Source organism: Devosia beringensis (assembly GCF_014926585.1).
GTDB lineage: Bacteria > Pseudomonadota > Alphaproteobacteria > Rhizobiales > Devosiaceae > Devosia > Devosia beringensis.
On record NZ_CP045422.1, the window covers coordinates 2,526,873 to 2,546,441 of the forward strand.

The 19,569-nt window shown below is 63.7% G+C and carries 16 protein-coding genes; 11 read left to right on the plus strand and 5 right to left on the minus strand.

Going from position 1 to position 19,569, the window contains the following annotated elements:
* Positions 1–124 precede the first annotated feature (124 nt).
* Together GDR53_RS12380 and GDR53_RS19780 are read left to right on the plus strand one after the other, a co-directional pair.
* The gene (locus GDR53_RS12380) at positions 125–1,570 is read left to right on the plus strand and encodes an aldehyde dehydrogenase (protein WP_193334793.1); all 1,446 of its coding nucleotides are present in this window, start codon (positions 125–127) and stop codon (positions 1,568–1,570) included.
* Positions 1,571–1,712: 142 nt separating this feature from the next.
* Positions 1,713–1,910: an FAD-dependent monooxygenase gene (locus GDR53_RS19780; RefSeq protein WP_232846821.1), complete on the plus strand. Its 198-nt coding sequence runs from the start codon at positions 1,713–1,715 to the stop codon at positions 1,908–1,910.
* 339 nt (positions 1,911–2,249) lie between these two features.
* Here the strand turns inward: GDR53_RS19780 and GDR53_RS12390 are convergent, their stop codons facing one another.
* Positions 2,250–3,974, minus strand: coding sequence for a M28 family peptidase (locus GDR53_RS12390; RefSeq protein WP_193334794.1), 1,725 nt, complete (start codon positions 3,972–3,974; stop codon positions 2,250–2,252).
* A 194-nt stretch (positions 3,975–4,168) separates the two neighbouring features.
* On the opposite strand from GDR53_RS12390, the gene GDR53_RS12395 reads away from it, so the two are divergent.
* Genes GDR53_RS12395 through GDR53_RS12410 form a run of 4 tightly spaced genes read left to right on the plus strand, consistent with a single transcriptional unit; the run spans position 4,169 to position 10,139 of the window.
* Positions 4,169–4,888 carry a GntR family transcriptional regulator gene (locus tag GDR53_RS12395; RefSeq protein ID WP_193334795.1) on the plus strand — a complete coding sequence of 240 codons (720 nt, stop codon included), beginning with the start codon at positions 4,169–4,171 and terminating at the stop codon, positions 4,886–4,888.
* A 37-nt stretch (positions 4,889–4,925) separates the two neighbouring features.
* The gene (locus tag GDR53_RS12400; RefSeq protein ID WP_210321328.1) at positions 4,926–6,758 is read left to right on the plus strand and encodes a hydantoinase B/oxoprolinase family protein; all 1,833 of its coding nucleotides are present in this window, start codon (positions 4,926–4,928) and stop codon (positions 6,756–6,758) included.
* Position 6,759: 1 nt separating this feature from the next.
* A complete protein-coding gene (locus GDR53_RS12405) occupies positions 6,760–8,781 on the plus strand; it encodes a hydantoinase/oxoprolinase family protein (protein ID WP_210321329.1) in 2,022 nt (673 codons plus the stop codon).
* Positions 8,778–10,139, plus strand: a complete 1,362-nt coding sequence (locus tag GDR53_RS12410) for a M20/M25/M40 family metallo-hydrolase (RefSeq protein ID WP_193334796.1) — start codon at positions 8,778–8,780, stop codon at positions 10,137–10,139. Before GDR53_RS12405 ends, GDR53_RS12410 begins: the two co-directional genes overlap by 4 nt.
* On the opposite strand, the gene GDR53_RS12415 is transcribed toward GDR53_RS12410, so the two are convergent.
* Together GDR53_RS12415 and GDR53_RS12420 are read right to left on the minus strand one after the other, a co-directional pair.
* Positions 10,136–11,113 (minus strand): ABC transporter ATP-binding protein, encoded by a 978-nt coding sequence (locus GDR53_RS12415; RefSeq protein ID WP_193334797.1) that lies wholly within the window; start codon positions 11,111–11,113, stop codon positions 10,136–10,138. The genes GDR53_RS12410 and GDR53_RS12415 overlap by 4 nt on opposite strands.
* Complete coding sequence (locus tag GDR53_RS12420; RefSeq protein ID WP_193334798.1) at positions 11,103–12,104, minus strand: ABC transporter ATP-binding protein; 1,002 nt, start codon at positions 12,102–12,104, stop codon at positions 11,103–11,105. Before GDR53_RS12420 ends, GDR53_RS12415 begins: the two co-directional genes overlap by 11 nt.
* 92 nt (positions 12,105–12,196) lie before the next feature.
* Between GDR53_RS12420 and GDR53_RS12425 the strand changes: the two genes are divergently transcribed.
* Genes GDR53_RS12425 through GDR53_RS12445 form a run of 5 tightly spaced genes read left to right on the plus strand, consistent with a single transcriptional unit; the run spans position 12,197 to position 17,714 of the window.
* Entirely contained in the window at positions 12,197–13,804 is a 1,608-nt protein-coding gene (locus GDR53_RS12425; RefSeq protein ID WP_193334799.1) for an ABC transporter substrate-binding protein, read from the plus strand.
* A 5-nt stretch (positions 13,805–13,809) separates the two neighbouring features.
* On the plus strand, positions 13,810–14,772 hold the full coding sequence (locus GDR53_RS12430) for an ABC transporter permease (protein WP_193334800.1): 963 nt from the start codon (positions 13,810–13,812) through the stop codon (positions 14,770–14,772).
* A complete protein-coding gene (locus tag GDR53_RS12435) occupies positions 14,769–15,674 on the plus strand; it encodes an ABC transporter permease (RefSeq protein WP_210321330.1) in 906 nt (301 codons plus the stop codon). Before GDR53_RS12430 ends, GDR53_RS12435 begins: the two co-directional genes overlap by 4 nt.
* Positions 15,675–15,676: 2 nt before the next feature.
* Positions 15,677–16,840, plus strand: coding sequence for a M24 family metallopeptidase (locus GDR53_RS12440; protein WP_193334801.1), 1,164 nt, complete (start codon positions 15,677–15,679; stop codon positions 16,838–16,840).
* A 22-nt stretch (positions 16,841–16,862) separates the two neighbouring features.
* The gene (locus GDR53_RS12445) at positions 16,863–17,714 is read left to right on the plus strand and encodes an alpha/beta fold hydrolase (protein ID WP_193334802.1); all 852 of its coding nucleotides are present in this window, start codon (positions 16,863–16,865) and stop codon (positions 17,712–17,714) included.
* Positions 17,715–17,886: 172 nt separating this feature from the next.
* Here the strand turns inward: GDR53_RS12445 and GDR53_RS12450 are convergent, their stop codons facing one another.
* Positions 17,887–18,612 carry a substrate-binding domain-containing protein gene (locus GDR53_RS12450; protein WP_193334803.1) on the minus strand — a complete coding sequence of 242 codons (726 nt, stop codon included), beginning with the start codon at positions 18,610–18,612 and terminating at the stop codon, positions 17,887–17,889.
* A gap of 189 nt (positions 18,613–18,801) precedes the next feature.
* Complete coding sequence (locus tag GDR53_RS12455) at positions 18,802–19,350, minus strand: recombinase family protein (RefSeq protein ID WP_193334804.1); 549 nt, start codon at positions 19,348–19,350, stop codon at positions 18,802–18,804.
* Between the last annotated feature and the right edge of the window lie 219 nt (positions 19,351–19,569).

Below are 19,569 nucleotides of genomic sequence, written 5' to 3' on the forward strand. Positions count from 1 at the left end.
GCCTATTGGGGGGCTCTGGATCAACCGAGCCAATGTTGCCTTCGCTGGTGGCCTCGAAGCATCGATCAAAGCCGAACTACTCGGCTTCTAATAACGGAGCGCTGCGGCGCAGGAGGAGACTGACATGGACATTGGATTTCTGATCGACGGCGCTGATCGTGGCGCCAGTGGGGGCGCAACCTATGACCGCCTGGACCCCTTCACAGGCAAGCTGGCGACGCGCGCCGCTGCCGCGACAGTGGCCGATGCCAATGCGGCCGTGGACGCGGCCGCAGTCGCCTTCAAGACCTGGTCCAAGACTGGTCCCGGGGAACGGCGCGCGCTTTTGGTCAAGGCGGCGGATGTCATGGCAAGCAAGGTCGGGGAGTTTACCCAGCTCATGATCGAAGAGACGGGTTCGACCGGGCCCTGGGCTGGCTTCAACGTCATGCTCGCCGCCAATATGCTGCGCGAAGCGGGGGCGATGACCACGCAGATTTCCGGCGAGATCATTCCATCCGACAAGCCGGGCACGCTCTCGATGGGCATGCGCCAGGCCGCGGGCGTGTGCCTCGGCATCGCGCCCTGGAATGCTCCGGTCATCCTAGGCACCCGGGCGATCGCCATGGCCATTGCCTGTGGCAACACCGTCGTGCTCAAGGCGTCGGAAGCCTGCCCCGGCGTGCATCGGCTGATCGGGCAATGCCTGCATGAGGCCGGCATCCCAGCCGGGGTGATCAACGTCATCACCAACGACCCCAAGGACGCCGCCGCGATCGTCGAAGCCCTGATCGCCCACCCTTCCGTGCGTCGCGTCAACTTCACCGGCTCGACCAGTGTCGGCCGGCGGATCGGGGAACTGGCGGGCAAGCATCTCAAACCCGCTCTGCTCGAACTGGGCGGCAAGGCGCCGTTCATCGTGCTCGACGATGCCGACATCGACGGCGCGGTCAATGCCGCCATCTTCGGCTCGTTCATGCATCAGGGCCAGATCTGCATGTCGACCGAACGGATCATCGTCGACAACACTGTCGCCGATGAATTCGTCGACAAGCTCGCCGCCCGTGCGGCGCAACTCCCGGCCGGCGATCCGCGCGGCCACGTGGTGCTCGGCTCGCTGGTGAGCCTTGCGGCGGCAGAAAAGAACGAGGCTTTGGTCACCGATGCGGTCGCCAAGGGCGCCGTGGTGCGGGCCGGCGGCAAGCGCACCGGCACTGTGGTGGCGGCGACCATTCTCGATAACGTCACCCCGGCCATGCGGGTCTATACCGAGGAGTCGTTTGGTCCGGTCAAGCCGATCGTCCGCGTCGATGGCGAGGACGAAGCGGTGCGGGTCGCCAACGACACCGAATACGGGCTGTCCTCCGCCATCTTCAGCCGCGACATCCAGCGGGCGCTGTCGGTTGCGGCGCGCCTCGAATCCGGGATCTGCCATATCAATGGCCCCACGGTGAATGACGAGGCGCAGATGCCGTTCGGGGGCATGAAGGGGTCGGGCTATGGCCGGTTCGGGGGCAAGGCCGCCATCGCCGAGTTCACCGACCTGCGCTGGGTCACCATCGAAGATCCCAACCAGCACTATCCGTTCTAGGATGCGGACGGGGCCGGCCCGTCAGGCTGGGGCGGCTACTCGAGCAGGCCGGCATCGACAATGTCATCATCGAAGAGCGCAGCCCGGACTATGTGCCGGGCAGCATCTCGCCGGCGTGCTCGAACAGGGGAGCGTCGAACTGATGGAGCGGGCCGGCTTGGCCGACCGGCTGCATGCCGAGGGCCCGCCCCATGACGCGGTGGAACTCAGCTTTGACGGGGACGCGCATCGCCTCGATTTTCGAGAACTGATCGGCCGGCAGGTCATGGTCTATGGCCAGACCGAGGTGACGCGCGACCTGATGGCGGCGCGGGGGGAGTTTCGCAGAGATGCAGAATGATCTTCCACAGAGGCCGGTGGTGCCAAAGCGATAACTCTTTTCGGCGCTCGAGCAGCTTATCGGAGTCACGCATCGAATGGCCGCTTTCCGAAGGCCTCGACGAAAAGCGGACAGACCGCTGCCGGCCCCCTTTCTGCCATTCATCAGGGCGCGGGCAACGGCAATAATGGGGCCGGTAACCGCCAGACCGCTTTCGGAAACCTGATGCGCATAGCGGACCTTGGCAACGCTTCCATTTTCTTCAAAGTGAGAATGGCTCATGCGCTATCTTCAAGTGATCGTCTCTCTTCCTGTTTTGGCAAGCCGCCAAGATGGAAGCTTCCACTTGGCGGCTTGATGTCACAGGTTAAGAAGTCGGCTGGCCTGGCGTAGTGCGGCAGCGGTGCGGTTAGAGCCGCGCATCAATTGCGTGCGGGCAAAGCCGCGCATCTCGGGCGCATGGCTGGACAGTTCGGTTGCCACCGACAGGGCCGGCAGGCCAGCCACCGGCAAGGCCGGATCATGGGTAAAGCGCGGCCCGCGGGTATAGTTGAGCGGTACCAGGATGCGGGCAAGGCCCTGGATTGCCGCATTGGCATCGGCCGCCGACACGCTGCCAGCCGATATGCCCGTATAAAAGCCATCGAGGTCCTTGGTTAGTGCCGAAAGGGCGGTCGTGACCGGATCGAGCATCACGGCGTCGTCCCCGGCGGCCTTTCGATACTTCTCAAGCGTTGCGGCGAATTCAGCCGCCGTGACGCGCCAGTCGAACGGCAGGATGTCTGCATTTGCTACCGCCATCACCGCGCCGAGATAGACCTTGATGTCCCGGATCAAAATATCGCGGTCGGCGATGTCCATCAGGTCATTTTCAGTATGCCAGGCGATGTTTCCGCCGCAGCCGCCTACAGTGTAGTAGTTCATCTCTTGGCGCTTCTGCACGGTCATCGTCGATGACAGCATGAAAAAGCTCGACAGCCCGATATTGTTGAACGAGTAGTCGCCGGCGCGCAGCGGGCGTTCGCCCTCAAATTCCAGGCCCGTCAGGTCATGCACGACGCTCTTGCAGAGCTCGGTAGCCTCGCTCATGCAGGCGACATTCTCATAGACCTCTGCCCAGCGGCAGCCGGGGCTGTCGCAATTAACCTGTGCGACGCAATTTTCGTCGAGATCAAGCGCGAAGGCGTCGGCAAACCAGGCCGAGCCCGCATAGCGACCCGTCGAGTGTCCCGGCCACCAGGCGATGCGCACCGAGCGGCGCAGCTTGTCCTTGTTGTGCCAGAGCAGGCGGGCAATTTCGAGCAGGGCCGCATCGCCTGTGGCATTGTCGCCGACGCCCACGTCCCAGCTGTCATAGTGACCGGCCAGCAGCACGAACTTGTCCGGCTCGCTAGTGCCTGTCACGTTCACCACCGGCACCAGCGACTTGAACCAGCCCTCTTCGAGCCGGGTGCGAATGGTGGCGCTGCCGCCGGCCTTGGCCAGCGCGATCAGCTTGTGGCCATCGGCATTGTTGACCACCGCAATTGGGATGGCCGGCTTGCGCGGCAGGTCGTCCAGATCGGGCGTGCCCCAGATCGAGCTGCTGATACCCCAGTGCCGGTCGACGCCGGGATTGACAGCGATGACGCCGATAGCGCCCTTTTCCTGGAATTCCAGCACCTTGTTTGGGGAAGCAAAGCCGTCGGTCAGCACGATCTTGCCGCGAATGCGGTCGGCAGCGGCGGCGGCCTCATCGCGGTTTTTCTCGTAAAAGCTCGACACGTTCGCCGACAGCGTGCCTGGAATATGGTGCAGCACCCCCGTCAGGCCCTCAGGGCAGGAAGTCGAATAGGCCGGCGGCTTGGATGCCAGCACCTCGCCACCCGCCTCGACGGATGCTTCATAGGGAATGGACAGATAGAGATTGGCTTCGAGCAGGTCGACAGGCACGCCCAGCGCTGTCAGGCGCCGGGCAATATCATGGGCCGAGGCTTCGACATCTTCGGGCTTCCAGCGCGGCATGGTCGAAAAGGCCTCGACCAGAGGCCATGCGGCATCCGCATTGACCTGATCTACTACCTGCCTGATTGTCGTATCCAGCATATCGTCCTCCATCTATCCCGTGAGCATGTCCGGCTACACGATGCCTGATGGATTATTGTACGACAATCCAGATTGTCGTACAATTTGTCTGGGCATAGCCGTTTGCCCCGGTTAGTGTTCGCAAAAAGCTCTTGCGCCGGCGCATGTCGTCATGGTGTCGGTGAGCCAGTTTTCATTCTAGACGGGCGGGACTGATGGACGATTTGCGCACACTCTTTCAAGCCGACGCGGAGAGCCTTGCTGCCGCGCCGGGTGGAGAGGCGGTGCAGGCTCCCCAATTGGTGCGCGAGCGGGTGTTTGTCTTGGTGCGTAATGCCATTGTGGATGGGCGCCTGGCGCCCGGCACGCGGTTGACCGAGCGGGAGCTTTGCGAGGCCTTCGGCATTTCCCGGACCGTGGTCCGCGAGATCGCCAGGCGTCTGGAGGCCGAGAAGCTGGCCACGGTCATCCCCCATCGCGGCCTGACGGTAGCCACCTTGACGCGCAAGCATGTCCAGGAAATCTACGAGATTCGCACCGAGCTGGAAGCCATCGCCGTCCGCAGCTTCCTCAACGCGGCGACGGATGCACACATTGCCCAGGCGCAGGCCTTCGGCGCGCAACTGCTCGATGCCGGCAAGCGTGGTGACAAGGTGCGCCTGGTCGAGACCATGGCGCGTTTCAACCATTTCATGAGCGAAGTGGCCGACAACCAGGTTGTCACTGAAGTCCTTGATCAGCTGAGTACCCGGATCAACAGGCTGCGTGTAATGGCCATGGCCGAGCCGGGTCAGCTCGAGACCGGCATGGAGGGCGTGCGCGCCATCATTGCCGGGATCACGGCACGCGATTTGACGGCCGCCGAATCCGCGGTCCGCGTCTATGTCCGCCGCTCCGGCGAGGCTGTTCTGCGGCATATGGACGGTGACCATTGACCGGCTCCCGCCAACACTTTTCTTCCCTGAAAGGCCAATGATGACTCCTGCTTCATCTGCTCTGCCGGCCCTGGCGCCGGATGCATCCCCGCTTTGCGATCCCGTCACCGTGGAAATCATTCGCGGCGCGATCATGGCCACGCAGCGCGAGATGGAGGCCCTGATCGAGCGCACGGCTATCTCGGCCTTCATTCGCGAGAAGAAGGATTTCTACACCGCGCTGTTCGATGAACGCGGGGTCATGGCGGTCGGCTCGATGGTGCCGATCTTCGGAGATCTGACGACGCCGGTATTCGAGAAATTCCCGCGCGAGAGCATGCGCCCCGGCGATCTCTATTGGTACAATGACTGCTATGGCTCCAAGGGGGCCGTGACCCATTCCAATGATCAGGTCTTGCTGGCCCCGGTGTTTCATGGTGACCGGCTCTGTGCCTTCGTGATGAGCTGGGCGCATTTTGCCGATATTGGCGGCCTGCATCCGGGCTCGATCAGCCCCGACGCGACGTCGATCTACCAGGAGGGCATCATCATCCCGCCCACCAAGCTGATCGATGCGGGCGTGGTCAACGAGATGGCCTTGGCCATCTTCCATCGCAATTCGCGCTATCCCGCCCAGAGCGAAGGCGACATGTCGGCGCTGATGGCTGCCGTGCATCTGGGCGCGACGCGCGTTGGCGAGATCGTGGCGCGCCATGGCGCTGACCGCGTCGCTGATGCCCTGGCGCAACTGCTCGAGCGGACCCGCAGCCTCGTCCGCCGCCGCCTGGCCGAAACCTTTGACTACGGCACCTATAAATTCGCCGACCAGATCGACAGCGACGGGCACGGCAATGGCCCCTTTGCGCTGCGCTTTGCCATCACCCGCGAAAAGGGCAAGGACGGCGAGGATCGCTTCATCTTCGACGCCACCGAAAGCGATGATCAGGCGCCCGGTCCGGTCAATCTGATCATGAACAAGGGCGTCCCCGGCATGGCGCTGGGACTGTATTTTCTCGGCGGCGACCCCTCTCAGGTCGTCAATGCCGGCGGACCGCTGGCCATTGATGAAGTCCGCCTGCGTCCCGGCTCGATCGTCCAACCCAATTTTCCTGCGCCGCTGGGCATGCGCGGCCTGACCATGATGCGCATGCTGGCCGTGCTCAATGGCCTGGTCAATCGCGGCAAGGGTGGCGCACCGGCAGCCCATTCAGCCTATGTCGTCACCATCATGCGGGGCACCTTTGGCAAGGAGACCGGCGAGGCCAAGCCCTTCCTGCTGGCTGACGGGATCGGCGTCGGCTATGGCGCGCGCGACTTTGCCGATGGCATAGACGCGGTCTATTTCGTCGCCCAGGAAAACTATCCCGTCGAGTTCCTCGAAGCGGGCTATCCGATCCGCCTGCGCCAATATGGCGTGGTGCCCGATTCGGGCGGTCCGGGTCGCTGGCGCGGCGGCACCGGCATTATCCGCGAATATGAAATCCTCGCCGACGAGGCCCTGCTGGCCATCCGCATCGATGGCGTCAAGAATCCGCCATGGGGCTATGCGGGCGGCATGTCGGGCGGTGGCGGCCATATCGTGGTCAATCCAGGCACACCGCAAGAACGCGAGATTGCGCCGCTGTCGGACGGCACGGCGCTCAAGAAGGGCGATATCCTGCGCATTCGCACCGGCGGCGGCGGCGGCATGGGTCACCCCTATGACCGGCCGGCTGAAAGCGTGCTGGAAGATGTCGCCGGTGGCTTTGTCACTCCCGCGGCCGCGGAAAGTTTCTACGGCGTGGTGATCACCGATGGTGAAGTCGATGTGGCGGCGACCGATCGGCTACGCCGCAATCCGCCCCCCGTCAAAGCCTTCCACCGCAACACCTATGTCGATGAGCTCGTGTAACATGACCCGACCCAATCTTGCCGTTGCCGTGGATATCGGTGGTACTTTTACTGACGTCGCTCTGGTGGATCGCGCCGGCCGCTCCTGGCGCGCCAAGACGCCCTCGATTCCGGCCGATCCCTCTGAGGCCTTCCTCAATGGTATCCGGCTTGCCCTCGAGCAGGCCGGAGCGTCGGCGGCCGATCTCGATCAGGTTCTGCATGGCACAACCGTTGCCACCAATATGATCCTGGAAGGCAAGGGCGCCCGTACCGCCCTCGTGACAACCCGCGGCTTCCGGCACGTGCTGGCCATCGGCCGGCAGGACATTCCGCGCAAGGCCAATCTCTATACCTGGATCAAGCCGGTGCCGCCCGTTCCGGCCAGCCGCATCGTCGAGATCGACGAACGCATCGCTGCTGGCGGCGCCGTACTCGAAACGCTGGACGAGGCGAGCGTCCGCGCCGCGGCAGCCCAGATTCGGGGCATGAATGTGGAGGCCGTCGCCGTGTGCCTGATTCATGCCTATGCCAATCCGGAACATGAGCGGCGCGCCGCCGACATCCTGCGCGCGGAGCTGCCCGACCTGGCCGTCACCGTGTCCAGTGATGTGCTGCCGGTAGTGCGCGAATATGAGCGCAGCCTGACTACCGTTCTCAATGCTACCGTGATGCCGGGCGTGACCTCCTATGTGGCCAGGCTCGAAAAGCGGCTGACCGATGAGGGCTCGGGCGTGCCCCTGATGCTCATGCAGTCCAATGGCGGCGTCGCTGGTGCGGCCAAAATCCGCCTGGCGCCGGCGCTGACCGCCTTGTCGGGCCCGGCTGCTGGCGTGGTCGGCGCCCGTGCGGCGGCCGAAGCCTGCGGCATTGCCGACATCATTACCGTGGATATCGGCGGTACGTCGGCCGATATCTGCCTCATCAAGGATGGTCAGATCGGCCTGACCCAGCACGGTTCAGTGGGCGATTGGCCCCTCGCTTTGCCCATGGTGGACATGATTACCATTGGTGCGGGCGGCGGTTCGCTGGCGCGGATCAAGGATGGTGGTCTGACCGTGGGGCCGGAAAGCGCTGGCGCCCGCCCCGGACCGGCCTGCTATGGCCATGGCGGCACCGAGCCCACCGTCACCGATGCCCATGTGGCGCTGGGACAATTGCCTGCCCGCCTGCTGGGCGGGCGCATGGTGCTCGATATCGATGCGGCCAAGGCGGCCGTCATGCGCGTGGCGACGCCGCTTGGCCTCGATCTGGAGACGGCGGCGCGGGGTATCCTCGCCATTGTCGACAACCACATGGTGGGTGCCATGCGGGTGGTGTCGGTCGAGCGGGGTCACGATCCGCGTGACTTCACCCTGGTGCCGTTTGGCGGGGCAGGGCCCCTGCATGGCTGCGCGCTGGCAGAACTGCTCGATATCGGCCGCGTGCTGATAACGCCGGCGCCGGGCGTGCTTTGCGCCGATGGCCTGCTTGCCGCCGATCTGCGCTCGGAATTCTCCCGCGCCATGGCCTTTGCCGGTCCGATGGATCCGCAGGCAACCGCGCCGATCATTGCCGAACTGGAGCAGCAGGCAGCCGACTGGCTCGATGTCGAGGATGTCGCTGCCGAGGCCCGCGTTATCGAGCGCAAGGCGCTGTTGCGCTATGCCGGCCAAGGCGGGGAAATCGCCGTCGACTATGCGCCCGACCGCGCCACGGTGGAGGACAATTTCCGCGCAGCGCACAAGGCCCTCTATGGCTTCAACCTGGGGGCGGCGATCGAACTGGTTACGCTGCGCGTGCATGCCACCGGGCTGGCGGCCAGCCCACCCATCGTCAATCTCGAACCAGGCGAAATGCCGGTGCCGCAGGAATTCACCGCTGTCAGCATCGATGGCGCCAGCCGTGACGTCCCGGTGATTGACCGGGCCACGCTCGGGGCGGGGGCTAGCTTTGCCGGTCCGCTCATCCTGACCCAGCTCGATACAACCACTTATGTTGCTCCCGGCTGGCACGGCACGGTCCATTCATCAGGCGGCATCCTCCTGACGCGCGGTGCAGCATGACCTCGGCCAGTCTCGCATCGGTCTTCGACCATATCGCCGCCCGCGACGACGACTATGTCGCCCGTCTCATCGACTATGTCCGCAACCCATCCATCAGTGCGCACAATATCGGCATTCGCGAAGTGTCCGAACTGCTGGTCACAATGCTGGGCGATCTGGGGCTGGAGGTGGAAGCCATCCCCACCAAGGGGCACCCCTTCGTGCTGGCCCGCTATACCGTCGATCCGGCCAAGCCGACGGTGCTGCTTTACGGTCACTATGACGTGCAGCCGCCCGATCCACTCGAATTGTGGGACAGCCCGCCTTTCGAGCCGACCATCCGCAATGGGCGTATCTATGCCCGCGGCGTCGGGGACAATAAGGGGCAGCATTTCGCCCAGATCATGGCCATCGAGGCGCATCTGAAGGTGCATGGCACGCTGCCTTGCAACCTCATCTTCCTGCTCGAAGGCGAGGAAGAGATCGGCTCGCCGCAGATCGCCGATTTCGTGCGCGATCACAAGGAGCGGCTCAAGGCCGATCTGGTGGTGACGGCCGATGGTCCGCTGCACGAATCAGGCCGGGCCACGCTGACCTATGGCGTGCGCGGCATGACCTCGTTCGAGCTGCGCGTCCGCACCGCCGCGCGCGATGCCCATTCGGGCAATTACGGCGGCGTCATGCCCAATGCCATCTGGACGCTGGTGCACCTGCTGTCGACCATGAAGACCCCGGACGGTCGCATCACCATTGATGGACTGCACGACCAGATCATCCCCCCGACGGCTGCCGAAATCGCTGCAACACAAGCACTGCCGCTCGACCTGCCGGCCTATATGGCCGAGATGGGCTTGTCCCGCCTGGACGAACCGGCAGATCGCCCGTTCTGGGACCGGTTGATGTTCCACCCGACCCTGACCATCAATGGCCTGCATGGCGGCTATGGCGGCCCGGGCAGCAAGTCGGTCCTGCCGGCCGAGGCGGTGGCCAAATGCGATATCCGCCTGGTGGATGCGATGACGCCCGAGCATGTGCAAGCCTGCGTCAAGACGCATGTGGCTAAGCATGCGCCGGAGGTGGAGGTTGTCACCTATGGCTCGATGTTGCCCTCAAAGACGCCGCTCGATGATCCCTGGGGCGTCCTTATTCAGGAGGCCATCCTCGAAGCTCGTGGCGAAGCGCCTCTGGTCTATCCTTGTGCGGGGGGCAGCCTGCCAGACTATGTCTTTACCAAAATCCTGGGGGTGCCGGCCTTCGTCATGCCCTATGCCAATGCCGACGAAGCCAATCACGCTCCCAATGAGAATTTGGAAATCGAGTTGTTTCTCAAGGGTATCCGCACCGGCGCGGCGTTGCTAGACCGGCTGGGCCGGGGCTAAACCCCGGCCATTGCCGCGGTCTCGATGGGGTGGTAGCAGGCCACCGCGCTCAGCTCGGGATAGCCCTTGAGCACCGGTTCTTCCTGCCGGCAGATATCGGTTGCCCGATTGCAGCGCGGATTGAAGCGGCAGCCTGGCGGCGGATTGACCGGATTGGGTGGCTCGCCGCGGGCGGCAGTGCCCCGCGCCAGTCTGGCCCGGGCCGGATCTGGCTCTAGGGCCGAGCCGCGCAAGGCGACAGCATATGGATGCCGAGGCTGCACCAGCACCTGGTCCGCGTCTCCTGCCTCGACCGCGCGGCCCAGATACATCACCATGACCCGCTGCGAGATGGCCCGCACCACCGCCAGATCATGGGCGATGAAGATGATGGCGATGCCCAGGCGCTGCTGCAGATCGATCAGCAGGTTGACCACCTGCGCCTGCACGGACACGTCCAAGGCCGAAACCGGCTCGTCGCAGACCAGCACGGAGGGCTCGGCCGCCAAAGCGCGGGCAATGCCGATGCGCTGGCGCTGGCCGCCTGAAAATTCATGGGGAAAACGAGATGTAGAGGCCGGGTCGAGCCCCACAGCGCTCAGCAGTTCCTCGACGCGCGCCTTGCGGGCAGCGCCCTTGGCCAGGCCATGCACGTCCAGCGGCTCGGCGACGATGTCCAGCACGGTGCGCCGGGGGTTGAGCGACATATAGGGGTCCTGGAACACCATCTGCACCTGCCGACGCAGGGCGCGGTCTCGCTTGATGGGGGCTCCCCGAAACAGGATCTCGCCCTCGTCTGGCGTTTCAAGGCCCACCAGCATGCGGGCCAGGGTGGATTTGCCACAACCCGATTCGCCGACAATGGCCAGGGTCTCGCCCGGCGCCACGCTCAGGCTGACACCCTTGACGGCATGGAAGGACTTGCCCAGCACGGCGCCACCGGCCCGGAAGGTCTTGGACAGGTTTCGCGCTTCGAGGATCGGTTCAACCGGCATGAGTAGTCTCCGCAAGGGGGTAGTGGCAGGCATGGGCGCGCCCGGGACGGGTCGCGAGCAGTTCCGGGCGCACCTGACTGCAGAGCGCCCCGCGATGGCCGCAGCGCGGATGGAATGCGCAGCCGCTGGGCAGGGCGATCAGGTTGGGGGGCGAGCCCTTGATAGGCTCAAGCCGCTCGACGGTTTCGATGCGCGGTGCCGAGGCCATCAGCGCCGCTGTATAGGGGTGGGCGGGGGCCCGGAACAGGTCGTCCACCGTGCCGGTCTCCACCAGCCGTCCGGCATACATGACGGCGACGCGCTCGGCGCTGCGGGCGACAACGCCCAGATCGTGGGTGATCAGCAGCATGGCCATGCCCAGTTCGTCGCGCAGCTCATCGAGCAGGTCGAGGATCTGCGCCTGCACGGTAACGTCCAGTGCCGTGGTGGGTTCGTCGGCGATCAGCACTTCGGGCTTGAGCGCAATCGCCGAGGCGATGAGAATGCGTTGCCGCATGCCGCCGGAAAATTGATGGGGAAAATCATCGATGCGGCGCTCCGATGAGGCAATATGGACCGATCGCAACAGCTCGATCGATCGCTCGCGGGCCTCCTTGCGGGACACCCCAAGATGGGTGCGGTAAATCTCGCCCAGTTGGTCTCCAATCGACAGCACGGGGTTCAGTGCCGAGAGCGCATCCTGGAAAACCAGGCTGATGACCCGCCCGCGCAGCTTGCGCTTGGCGTCCTCGTCCAGGGTGAGCAGGTCGTGTCCGGCCAGCTGCATCCGGTCCGCCTGGATCGATGCTTTGCCGCGTACAATGCCCATAATCGCGCGCGTCGACACCGATTTTCCCGAGCCCGATTCCCCAACCAGGGCAAGCACTTCGCCACGTTTGAGATCAAAGGATACGTCGCGCACGGCCTGTACCTCGCCCCGCAGGGTGTCGAAGCTCACATTCAGCCCGGAAACCGATAGTACGGTGCGTTCATCTGCCTGTTGTTTAGTCACGCGATGGCCTCGCTTATAAATTGTACGACAATCCTTGACACGGCTTTGGAGAGGCCGCAACACTCACGTGTCAATCGAACAGCGAGACCGCTATGATCCGCAATGTTAGGAATGCCTTTACCCGCCGAGCCGTGCTGATGGGCGGTATCTTGGTGGCTGCCGCAGCCACCGGCCTGACCGCGGTCAGTGCCCAGGATGCCACCCGTCTGGTCATCGGGACGACCGCCGATGTCGTCAACTTCAACCCACTGGTCGGCAATAGCCGCTCCGATACCTGGGTTACCAACCTGATGTATCCGCGCCTCATGCAGATGACCGCCCAGGGCTCCAAGGACCCCTACGTGGCCACGGACTGGGGCTATTCGGAAGACGGTCTTACGGCCTGGCTCGAGATCCGCGATGATCTGACCTGGAGCGATGGCACCGCCTTTTCCGCCGAAGACGTCGCCTTCACCATCACGGCGGTGACCAGCGAAAAGATTGGCGTTACTGCCGGTCTGGTTCCCGCCTTTGTCAGTGCGACGGCTGCATCGCCGACGCGCGTCGAATTCGTGCTGAGCCGCCCCGACAGCACCTTCCTGACCAATATCGGCTTCTGGATGCCGATCGTGCCAAAGCATGCTTTCCCCGAAGTCGGCCAGGTCGCCGCCTTTGCCAATGACAAGGATTGGGTGAGCGCCGGCCCGTTCCAGCTGGCCAGCGTGGAAGTGGGTCAGCGCTACGTCCTCGAAGCCGTCGACAACTATCCACTGGTCGAGGCCGGCCGCGCCACGATCGACGAAGTCGAATTCCGCGTCTTCCCCGACGTCAATGCCGAAGCCCTGGCCCTGCGCGCCGGCGATCTGGATCTGATCGCCAATGCCCTGCCGGCGCCGATCGCCCAGACGCTCAACGGTCAGCCCGGGATCACCGTCGAACAGGCGCCATCGCTGGGCTGGTCGCACGTGCTCTACAACATGCAGCGCGAGCCGCTGGACAATGTGCTGGTGCGTCAAGCCCTGGCCCATTCGGTGGACTATGAGGCCATTCGCGCCATTGCCATGCAGGGTCTGGCGCAATCGACCAATTCTTCCGTGATTTCGCCGGTGCTGAGCTATTGGGCGGATCCGGCCATGGAAGAATATACCTTTGATCCTGAGGCCGCCAAAGCCTTGCTGACGGAGGCCGGCTATGCCGATGCCGATGGCGACGGCATGTTCGACGATCTTGAACTCTCCCTGCTCTATGAGCAGAGCGCTGCCGATATCGCGAACTGGGCGCAGATCATGAAGGACAGCGCTGCGCAGTCCGGCATAACGATCAATCTGGTTGGCCTTGAGCGCAATACCTACCTGGCACGCGGCCGGGAAAAGGACTTCGATATCTATGCCGGCAACTGGGCCGTCATGGAAGAACCGGCTGCCTATCTGGGTCTGGCCTACCGCACCGATGGCTTTATCAACTACGCCTCGATTTCCGATCCGGAACTCGAAAAGCTGATCGACGCGGCCCAGGCTGCGACCACGCCGGAGGCCGTCAAGGAACAGGTCCAGGCTGCGGCCCGCCTGATCCAGGAACAGGTCTATGACAACGTGCTCTACTACCAGACCTTCCAGTTCGCTTATAACAGCGACAAGTGGGAAGGTTTCGTGATGCAGCCGTCAGACCTGCTGTCTCTGGTCAATCCACTCTCGCTGGCCTCGGTCAAGCCAAAGGGCTAACTCCTGTGCACTTGAGCGGCTATGTATTGCAGCGGCTGCTGCGCGGACTGGCGACCTTCTGGTTCGCCGTGACCATCACCTTCTTCCTCGTCCGGCTGCTGCCGGGCGACCCGGTGCTGGCTGTTGCCGGCCCGGGCATGACGGAGGAAATCCGCCTCCAGCAGCTCGCGCTTTACGGATTGGACCGCCCCCTGGCGGTCCAATACTTTGCCTATCTGCGTGAACTCGTGCAGGGCAATCTGGGCATTTCCTTCCTTCGGAGCCAGCCTGTTACCCAGGTCCTGATGGAGCGCCTGCCGTGGACGCTCCTGCTGACCGGGGCGGCGCTGGTGCTGACAGTGCTGTTGGGCATACCGCTGGGCGTTCTGGCGGCGACCCGTGCCCGTGGCTGGGTGGACCAGTTTGTCCAGGTCTCCGGCGTCATCGGCCAGTCCCTCTTCGTGCCATCCATCGGCATCTTCCTGCTCTATACGCTGGGCCTGATGGCCGGGCTGTTTCCCATTGGCGGCGCCGTCAAATCCGGACTGACCGGCTTTGCCTGGTATGCCAGTGTGGCCCACCATCTCGTGCTGCCCTGCCTGACCCTGGTCATGGCTCAACTAGCTTCCTACGTCCTGACCCTGCGCTCGACACTGATCGAGGCGCTGGGTGAGGAATATTGCGACCTCGCCCGCGCCAAGGGCACACCCGAGCGCACCGTCGTTTGGAAGCATGCTTTGCGCAATGCCCTGTTGCCGACCACGACGCTGATCGGTCTGCAGATCGGCTTTCTGGTGGGTGGTGCGGTGCTGACCGAAACCATCTACGCCTATCCCGGCGTCGGTCGGGCTATTTTCGAAGCGGTGGGACAGCTCGATTTCCCCGTGCTGCAGGGCGCCTTTGTGCTGCTGGCCGCTACCGTGGTGCTGGCCAATCTCGTCACTGACCTCGCCTACGGTTTCCTCGATCCACGGGTTCGCGCCGGATGACCATGACGACAATTACCCCCGCACCATCCCCGCTTCCCACAGCCGCGGTCCTACCACCGGCAGACCTCTCGCCAGGCCGCCGGACGTGGCGCGCCTTCCGCCGCAATCCGCTTGGCATGGGCTCGGCTGCCGTCATTCTGCTCATGGTCGCCGTCGCGGTGCTGGCGCCGCTGCTCGCGACCTTTCCCGGCGGCTATGGCCCGGAGATCCTGCAGGCGCCTTCGGCTGCCCATCCCTTTGGCACGGACGATCTGGGCCGCGATGTCCTGGCTCAGGTCATCTGGGGAACCCGCATCTCCATGATCATCGGCTTTGCCGCGTCCTTCCTGGCCATCATCATCGGGGTGGCCCTGGGCGTGCTGGCCGCCTATGCCCGCCGGCTCGACGGCGTCATCTCGATGCTGGTCGATGTCTCGCTGGCATTGCCCGTGCTGCCGTTGATGATCCTGGTCGCCGCCTTGGTGGGGCCGTCGGTGACGACGCTCGTCGTGGTGATTGCCCTGTTCTCCTGGCCTGAAGTCACCCGCATCGTGCGCTCACAGGCGCTGTCGGTGACAAGGCTGCCCTATGTCGATGCGGCCCGCACGATTGGCGGCTCCCACATCTGGATCATGACGCGCCATATCCTGCCGGCCGTGGCGCCGATCATCGTGGTGTCGGTCGTGCTGACCGCGTCGCGCGCCGTGCTGTCGGAGGCGGGCCTCTCCTTTCTGGGGCTCGGCGATCCGGAAAGCTGGTCCTGGGGCAAGATCCTGTTCAATGCCCAGCGCTCGGGCGCGCTGACCGTCGCCTGGTGGTGCACGCTGTTTCCCTCACTGGCCATCCTGCTGCTCGTGGTGTCCTCCACCCTCGTGTCCATCGCCTATAACGATGCGCGCAATCCCAGAACAAGGGAGAACTAGCCTTGAAACAACGGCTCTCGCCAGTCACCTATCGGCGCATCCAGGACGGCGTGCGCGCCCGCATGGAAGCGGGCGGGTTTGATGGCCTCCTGGTCGACGACCACCATCATGTCGCCTATCTCACCGGTTTTTTTCATTTCCCCAATGAGCGCCCTGCCGCGGTCTGGCTGACAGCGACGCAATGCCTGATGCTGGTGCCGGCGCTGGAAGCCGACCATGCCGAAAAGCAGAATACGGTTGCCGAATTCGTCGTCTATCCCGAGTTCCCGGGCATAGAAGATGCCTTTTCCATCCTGCTGGGTCAGGTCAGACCAACCGGTCGCATCGCCTATTCGCCGGCGACGCCGGCGGGGCGGGTTGAGAAATTTAAGACCTATGCGCCGGATGCGACGTGGGTGATGTCGGAAATCCTCGAGGAGGCCCGGCTGCTGAAATTTCCCGAGGAGATCGTGCTACACCGCGAGGCGGCGCGCATTTCGGACGCCATGGTCGAAGCCGGGCTCACGCTGATACGCGATGTCATTGCATCGGGTGCGCCCCTGCCCACCGAGGCCGAACTGGCCAGCCACGTTACCCGATTTGGCGTGTCCACCATGTATGCCGAGCATGACGATGTCGTGGTCGGCCAGATGCTGGCTGGCGGCCTGGTCTATACCGGCAAGAATGCCGCCTTTCCACATGGCCTGCCATCGGCCGAACGGGTCAAGCCGGGCGAGACCTTCATCCTTTCGCTCGGTTGTGCCGTCGGCGGGCGCTTGGCCGAGAGCGAGCGGACTTTTGTCATGGGCCAGCCCAGTGACGAGCAGCGCCGCTATTTCGAGGTCGCCACCCGCGCCCAGCAGACGGGCGTAGAGGCCCTGGTCGCAGGGCGCGCCTGTTCGGAGGCCAACCGGATCTGCATCGATGTGATCAAGCAGGCGGGCATGGGGAAATTCCTGCGCCACCGCATGGGCCATGGCATCGGCATCTGGCTGCACGAGCCGCCCTGGATCGCCGATGGCGATGACAGCCCGCTACAGCCGGGCATGATCGTCTCCTGCGAACCGGGCCTTTATATTCCCGGTCATGGCGGCTACCGCATTTCCGATACGGTGCTGATCACCGAGGCCGGCCCGGAACGCCTGACCAATCGTCCCCGCACCATCGATGAAAGCATCATCGGCTAAACCGCATTAAAGGAGAACAGCAATGGATGTGACCATCAATGGCGCACGCCTGAACGTCGAGGTCCTGGGTGGAGACGACAAAGCCAAGCCTGTAATGATCGTCCACCACGGCGCGCCGGGGCTGGGCAGCCATGCCGAGCCCAAGGCCTCGTTCGGTCCGTTCGCGGACGAATACCGCGTCGTCGTCTTCGACGCGCGCGGCAGCGGCGCCTCCGAGGACAAGGCGCCCTTTACCCATGAGCAGTGGGCGGCCGATGTCGATGCCATCCGCGAATGGATCGGCGCCGAGCAGATCATCATGGCTGGCGGTTCCTATGGCGGCTTCATCTCGATGGAATATGCCATCCGCTTTCCCGACCGGGTCCTGGCCATGGTGCTGCGCGATACCTCGGCCGACAATGCCCATCGCGAACTGTCGCGCGCCAATGCCCTGGCCTCGCCGCGCATCGAGGTCGACCTCGACCTGTTCAACCGCATCATGGCCGGCACGACGCGCGACAACGCTGACCTCAAGGCCGCCTGGGCCCATATCCTGCCGCTCTATGACCACGACCTCGATATGGCAAAGGTGCAGTCGCGCATCGAGAACACGCCCTATCACTATGCGACGCACAATTTCGCCTTCGCCGTGAACCAGGAAAACTACGACCTCAAGGACAAGCTGCCCGGCATCAAGGTGCCCACACTGATCACCGTCGGCCGACATGACTGGATCACGCCCGTATCAGCGTCCGAGACGATCCACCGCCTGATAGCGGGCAGCGAACTGGTGATCTTTGAACATTCCGGCCATGCGCCGCAGGTGGAGGAAGCGCCCAAGTTCCAGGCCACGGTACGGGACTTCCTCAAACGCGCCCTCGACACAGCCGACTGATGGCCCATTATTTGGCAAACTGCATGTCTGCTTCAAGGTGATTGGTAGCAGGCTCACAATGACCGCCTGGGGCGCACTGCCGACTGGCCGCTGTCGCCCCATGTCGGTCATTCGGGCACCGCGTCAGCTTGCTTAAAGCGGCCGTGCAAGGCGGCTGAACGTCAGTGATGGATCAATAGTGGCCAGCGGAAGGTGCACGCACACTGTCGATGATGGCCTTGGGTGCCGGGAGGTGCCAGATGACCTGGTAGGCCTCAACCACATCGAATGGCGTGACCTCCCGTCCGGGCAATGCCACCCATGGGGGTACCGGCAACCCGAGCAGGGCCGCCAGCGTGACGCGCGCTGCGGCGCAGCCCTGATCATAGGGCATCTGGGCGCCGACCCCCTTGATCATGCCATGGCGCGCCATGTCGAGGGCGACCTCGTTGCCCAGGTCGACGGTGGTAATGGGCATGTCGATGCCGTCCTGGGACAGTGCCCGAGCCGCCTTCATTGCCGGCACGTCCCAGACCGCAAAAATGCCCGAGAGCCCAGGAGTCTTGTCCACCATGGCCAGGGCTGCCGGCCTGGCGCCATCCAGTTCGGCAAAGCGTTCGCGCACCAGCGTGACATCGGGCCGATGGGTGGCCATCCATTTGCGAAAGGCGATTTCGCGTTCGTGGGTGGCAAAGAAGTCGATGCCATAGCCGAGAATGCCGGCGGCGCCGTTAGCCGGAATGTGGGGCGACAGCATCGCGGCGCAGCTCTGGCCGAGTCCGAAATTGTCGGTCGAAACCACGCTGGCATAGTCGGCCCCCGGCAGCATGCCCGTCGGGGCGTTGTCGAGCAGTACCAGCTTGCGGCCGGGGCTATAGCCAGTTTTGGAGCGGTGGATCCCTTCCGCCGCTTCGCTCAAATAGGCATAGTGGGAGCCAGTGTAACGTCTGCTCCGACAGTCGGGCGTTCAACCCGTTTGCCGCATTGCCTCGGTTTGAGCGGCCCGTCGGCTTTCAGGAAAATCAAAACGTGGTCTGAACGGCCGGAATGGGGCGCGTTGCTGCCAATGGCTGTCGAACAGCGACCGGCGCCCTTGGACCAAGAATCATCACTCAGGTTCAGCCAGAATTCGATAGACCTGCATGCGGGAGCAGCCAAGGCGTTGGCCTATTTCAGACGGCCCCAATCCCTCCCTATGTAGAACACGCACCTGTGCTCGATCTACTCGACGCTTACCACCGACATACCGGCCTTGCGCCTTGGCCTGCTGGATACCCTCGCGCTGACGCTCCTTGATGAAACGTCGCTCCATCTGCGCCACCATGCCAAGTACGGTCAGGACGATATGCCCCATTTCACCGCGGGTGGACACGTGGGGGTCGAGCATGGTGACGAATGCCTGTCGCTGCTCGCACTCGTGGATCAGGTTTAGTACGTCACGTGTGTCGCGGCCGAGCCGGTCCAAGCGCGCCACCATCAACTCATCGCCGGGTCTTAGAAACTGTATGACGGTTTCTAATTCGACACGCCCTTCGCGACTGCCGCCAGATACCTTTTCTGACCGAATTATCTCGCATCCTTCTGCTTTGAGCTTGGCAATTTGGATGTCTAGATCTTGATCAATGCTGCTAACGCGGGCGTAGCCGATGCGGGCCATGTGTCACCTCAAGGTTTAGCCTTGAGGCTCGCACGTCACAAATAGTGGGTGTCAACCCAGAGGTTACGCTACCGTCGCCAGCGACGTTACGTCACGCGCGGGTACGCCCTGACGTGACTGGGGGTGGGCGTAGCAGGGACTGATTTTGGCAGGCAAGGTGCGCGTTCCGGCTCGGCAGTTTTCGACCCCATATCGGTCGTACCAGCCAGTCCGGTGAAT

Excerpts from the sequence above, each read along its gene's own strand:
- GDR53_RS12425 (WP_193334799.1), top strand. The coding sequence starts at position 12,197 with ATGATCCGCAATGTTAGGAATGCCTTTACCCGCCGAGCCGTGCTGATG.
- GDR53_RS12380 (WP_193334793.1), top strand. The coding sequence starts at position 125 with ATGGACATTGGATTTCTGATCGACGGCGCTGATCGTGGCGCCAGTGGG.
- GDR53_RS12400 (WP_210321328.1), top strand. The coding sequence starts at position 4,926 with ATGATGACTCCTGCTTCATCTGCTCTGCCGGCCCTGGCGCCGGATGCA.
- GDR53_RS12455 (WP_193334804.1), bottom strand. The coding sequence starts at position 19,350 with ATGGCCCGCATCGGCTACGCCCGCGTTAGCAGCATTGATCAAGATCTA.
- GDR53_RS12415 (WP_193334797.1), bottom strand. The coding sequence starts at position 11,113 with ATGCCGGTTGAACCGATCCTCGAAGCGCGAAACCTGTCCAAGACCTTC.
- GDR53_RS19780 (WP_232846821.1), top strand. The coding sequence starts at position 1,713 with ATGGAGCGGGCCGGCTTGGCCGACCGGCTGCATGCCGAGGGCCCGCCC.
- GDR53_RS12445 (WP_193334802.1), top strand. The coding sequence starts at position 16,863 with ATGGATGTGACCATCAATGGCGCACGCCTGAACGTCGAGGTCCTGGGT.
- GDR53_RS12435 (WP_210321330.1), top strand. The coding sequence starts at position 14,769 with ATGACCATGACGACAATTACCCCCGCACCATCCCCGCTTCCCACAGCC.
- GDR53_RS12390 (WP_193334794.1), bottom strand. The coding sequence starts at position 3,974 with ATGCTGGATACGACAATCAGGCAGGTAGTAGATCAGGTCAATGCGGAT.
- GDR53_RS12410 (WP_193334796.1), top strand. The coding sequence starts at position 8,778 with ATGACCTCGGCCAGTCTCGCATCGGTCTTCGACCATATCGCCGCCCGC.
- GDR53_RS12405 (WP_210321329.1), top strand. The coding sequence starts at position 6,760 with ATGACCCGACCCAATCTTGCCGTTGCCGTGGATATCGGTGGTACTTTT.
- GDR53_RS12395 (WP_193334795.1), top strand. The coding sequence starts at position 4,169 with ATGGACGATTTGCGCACACTCTTTCAAGCCGACGCGGAGAGCCTTGCT.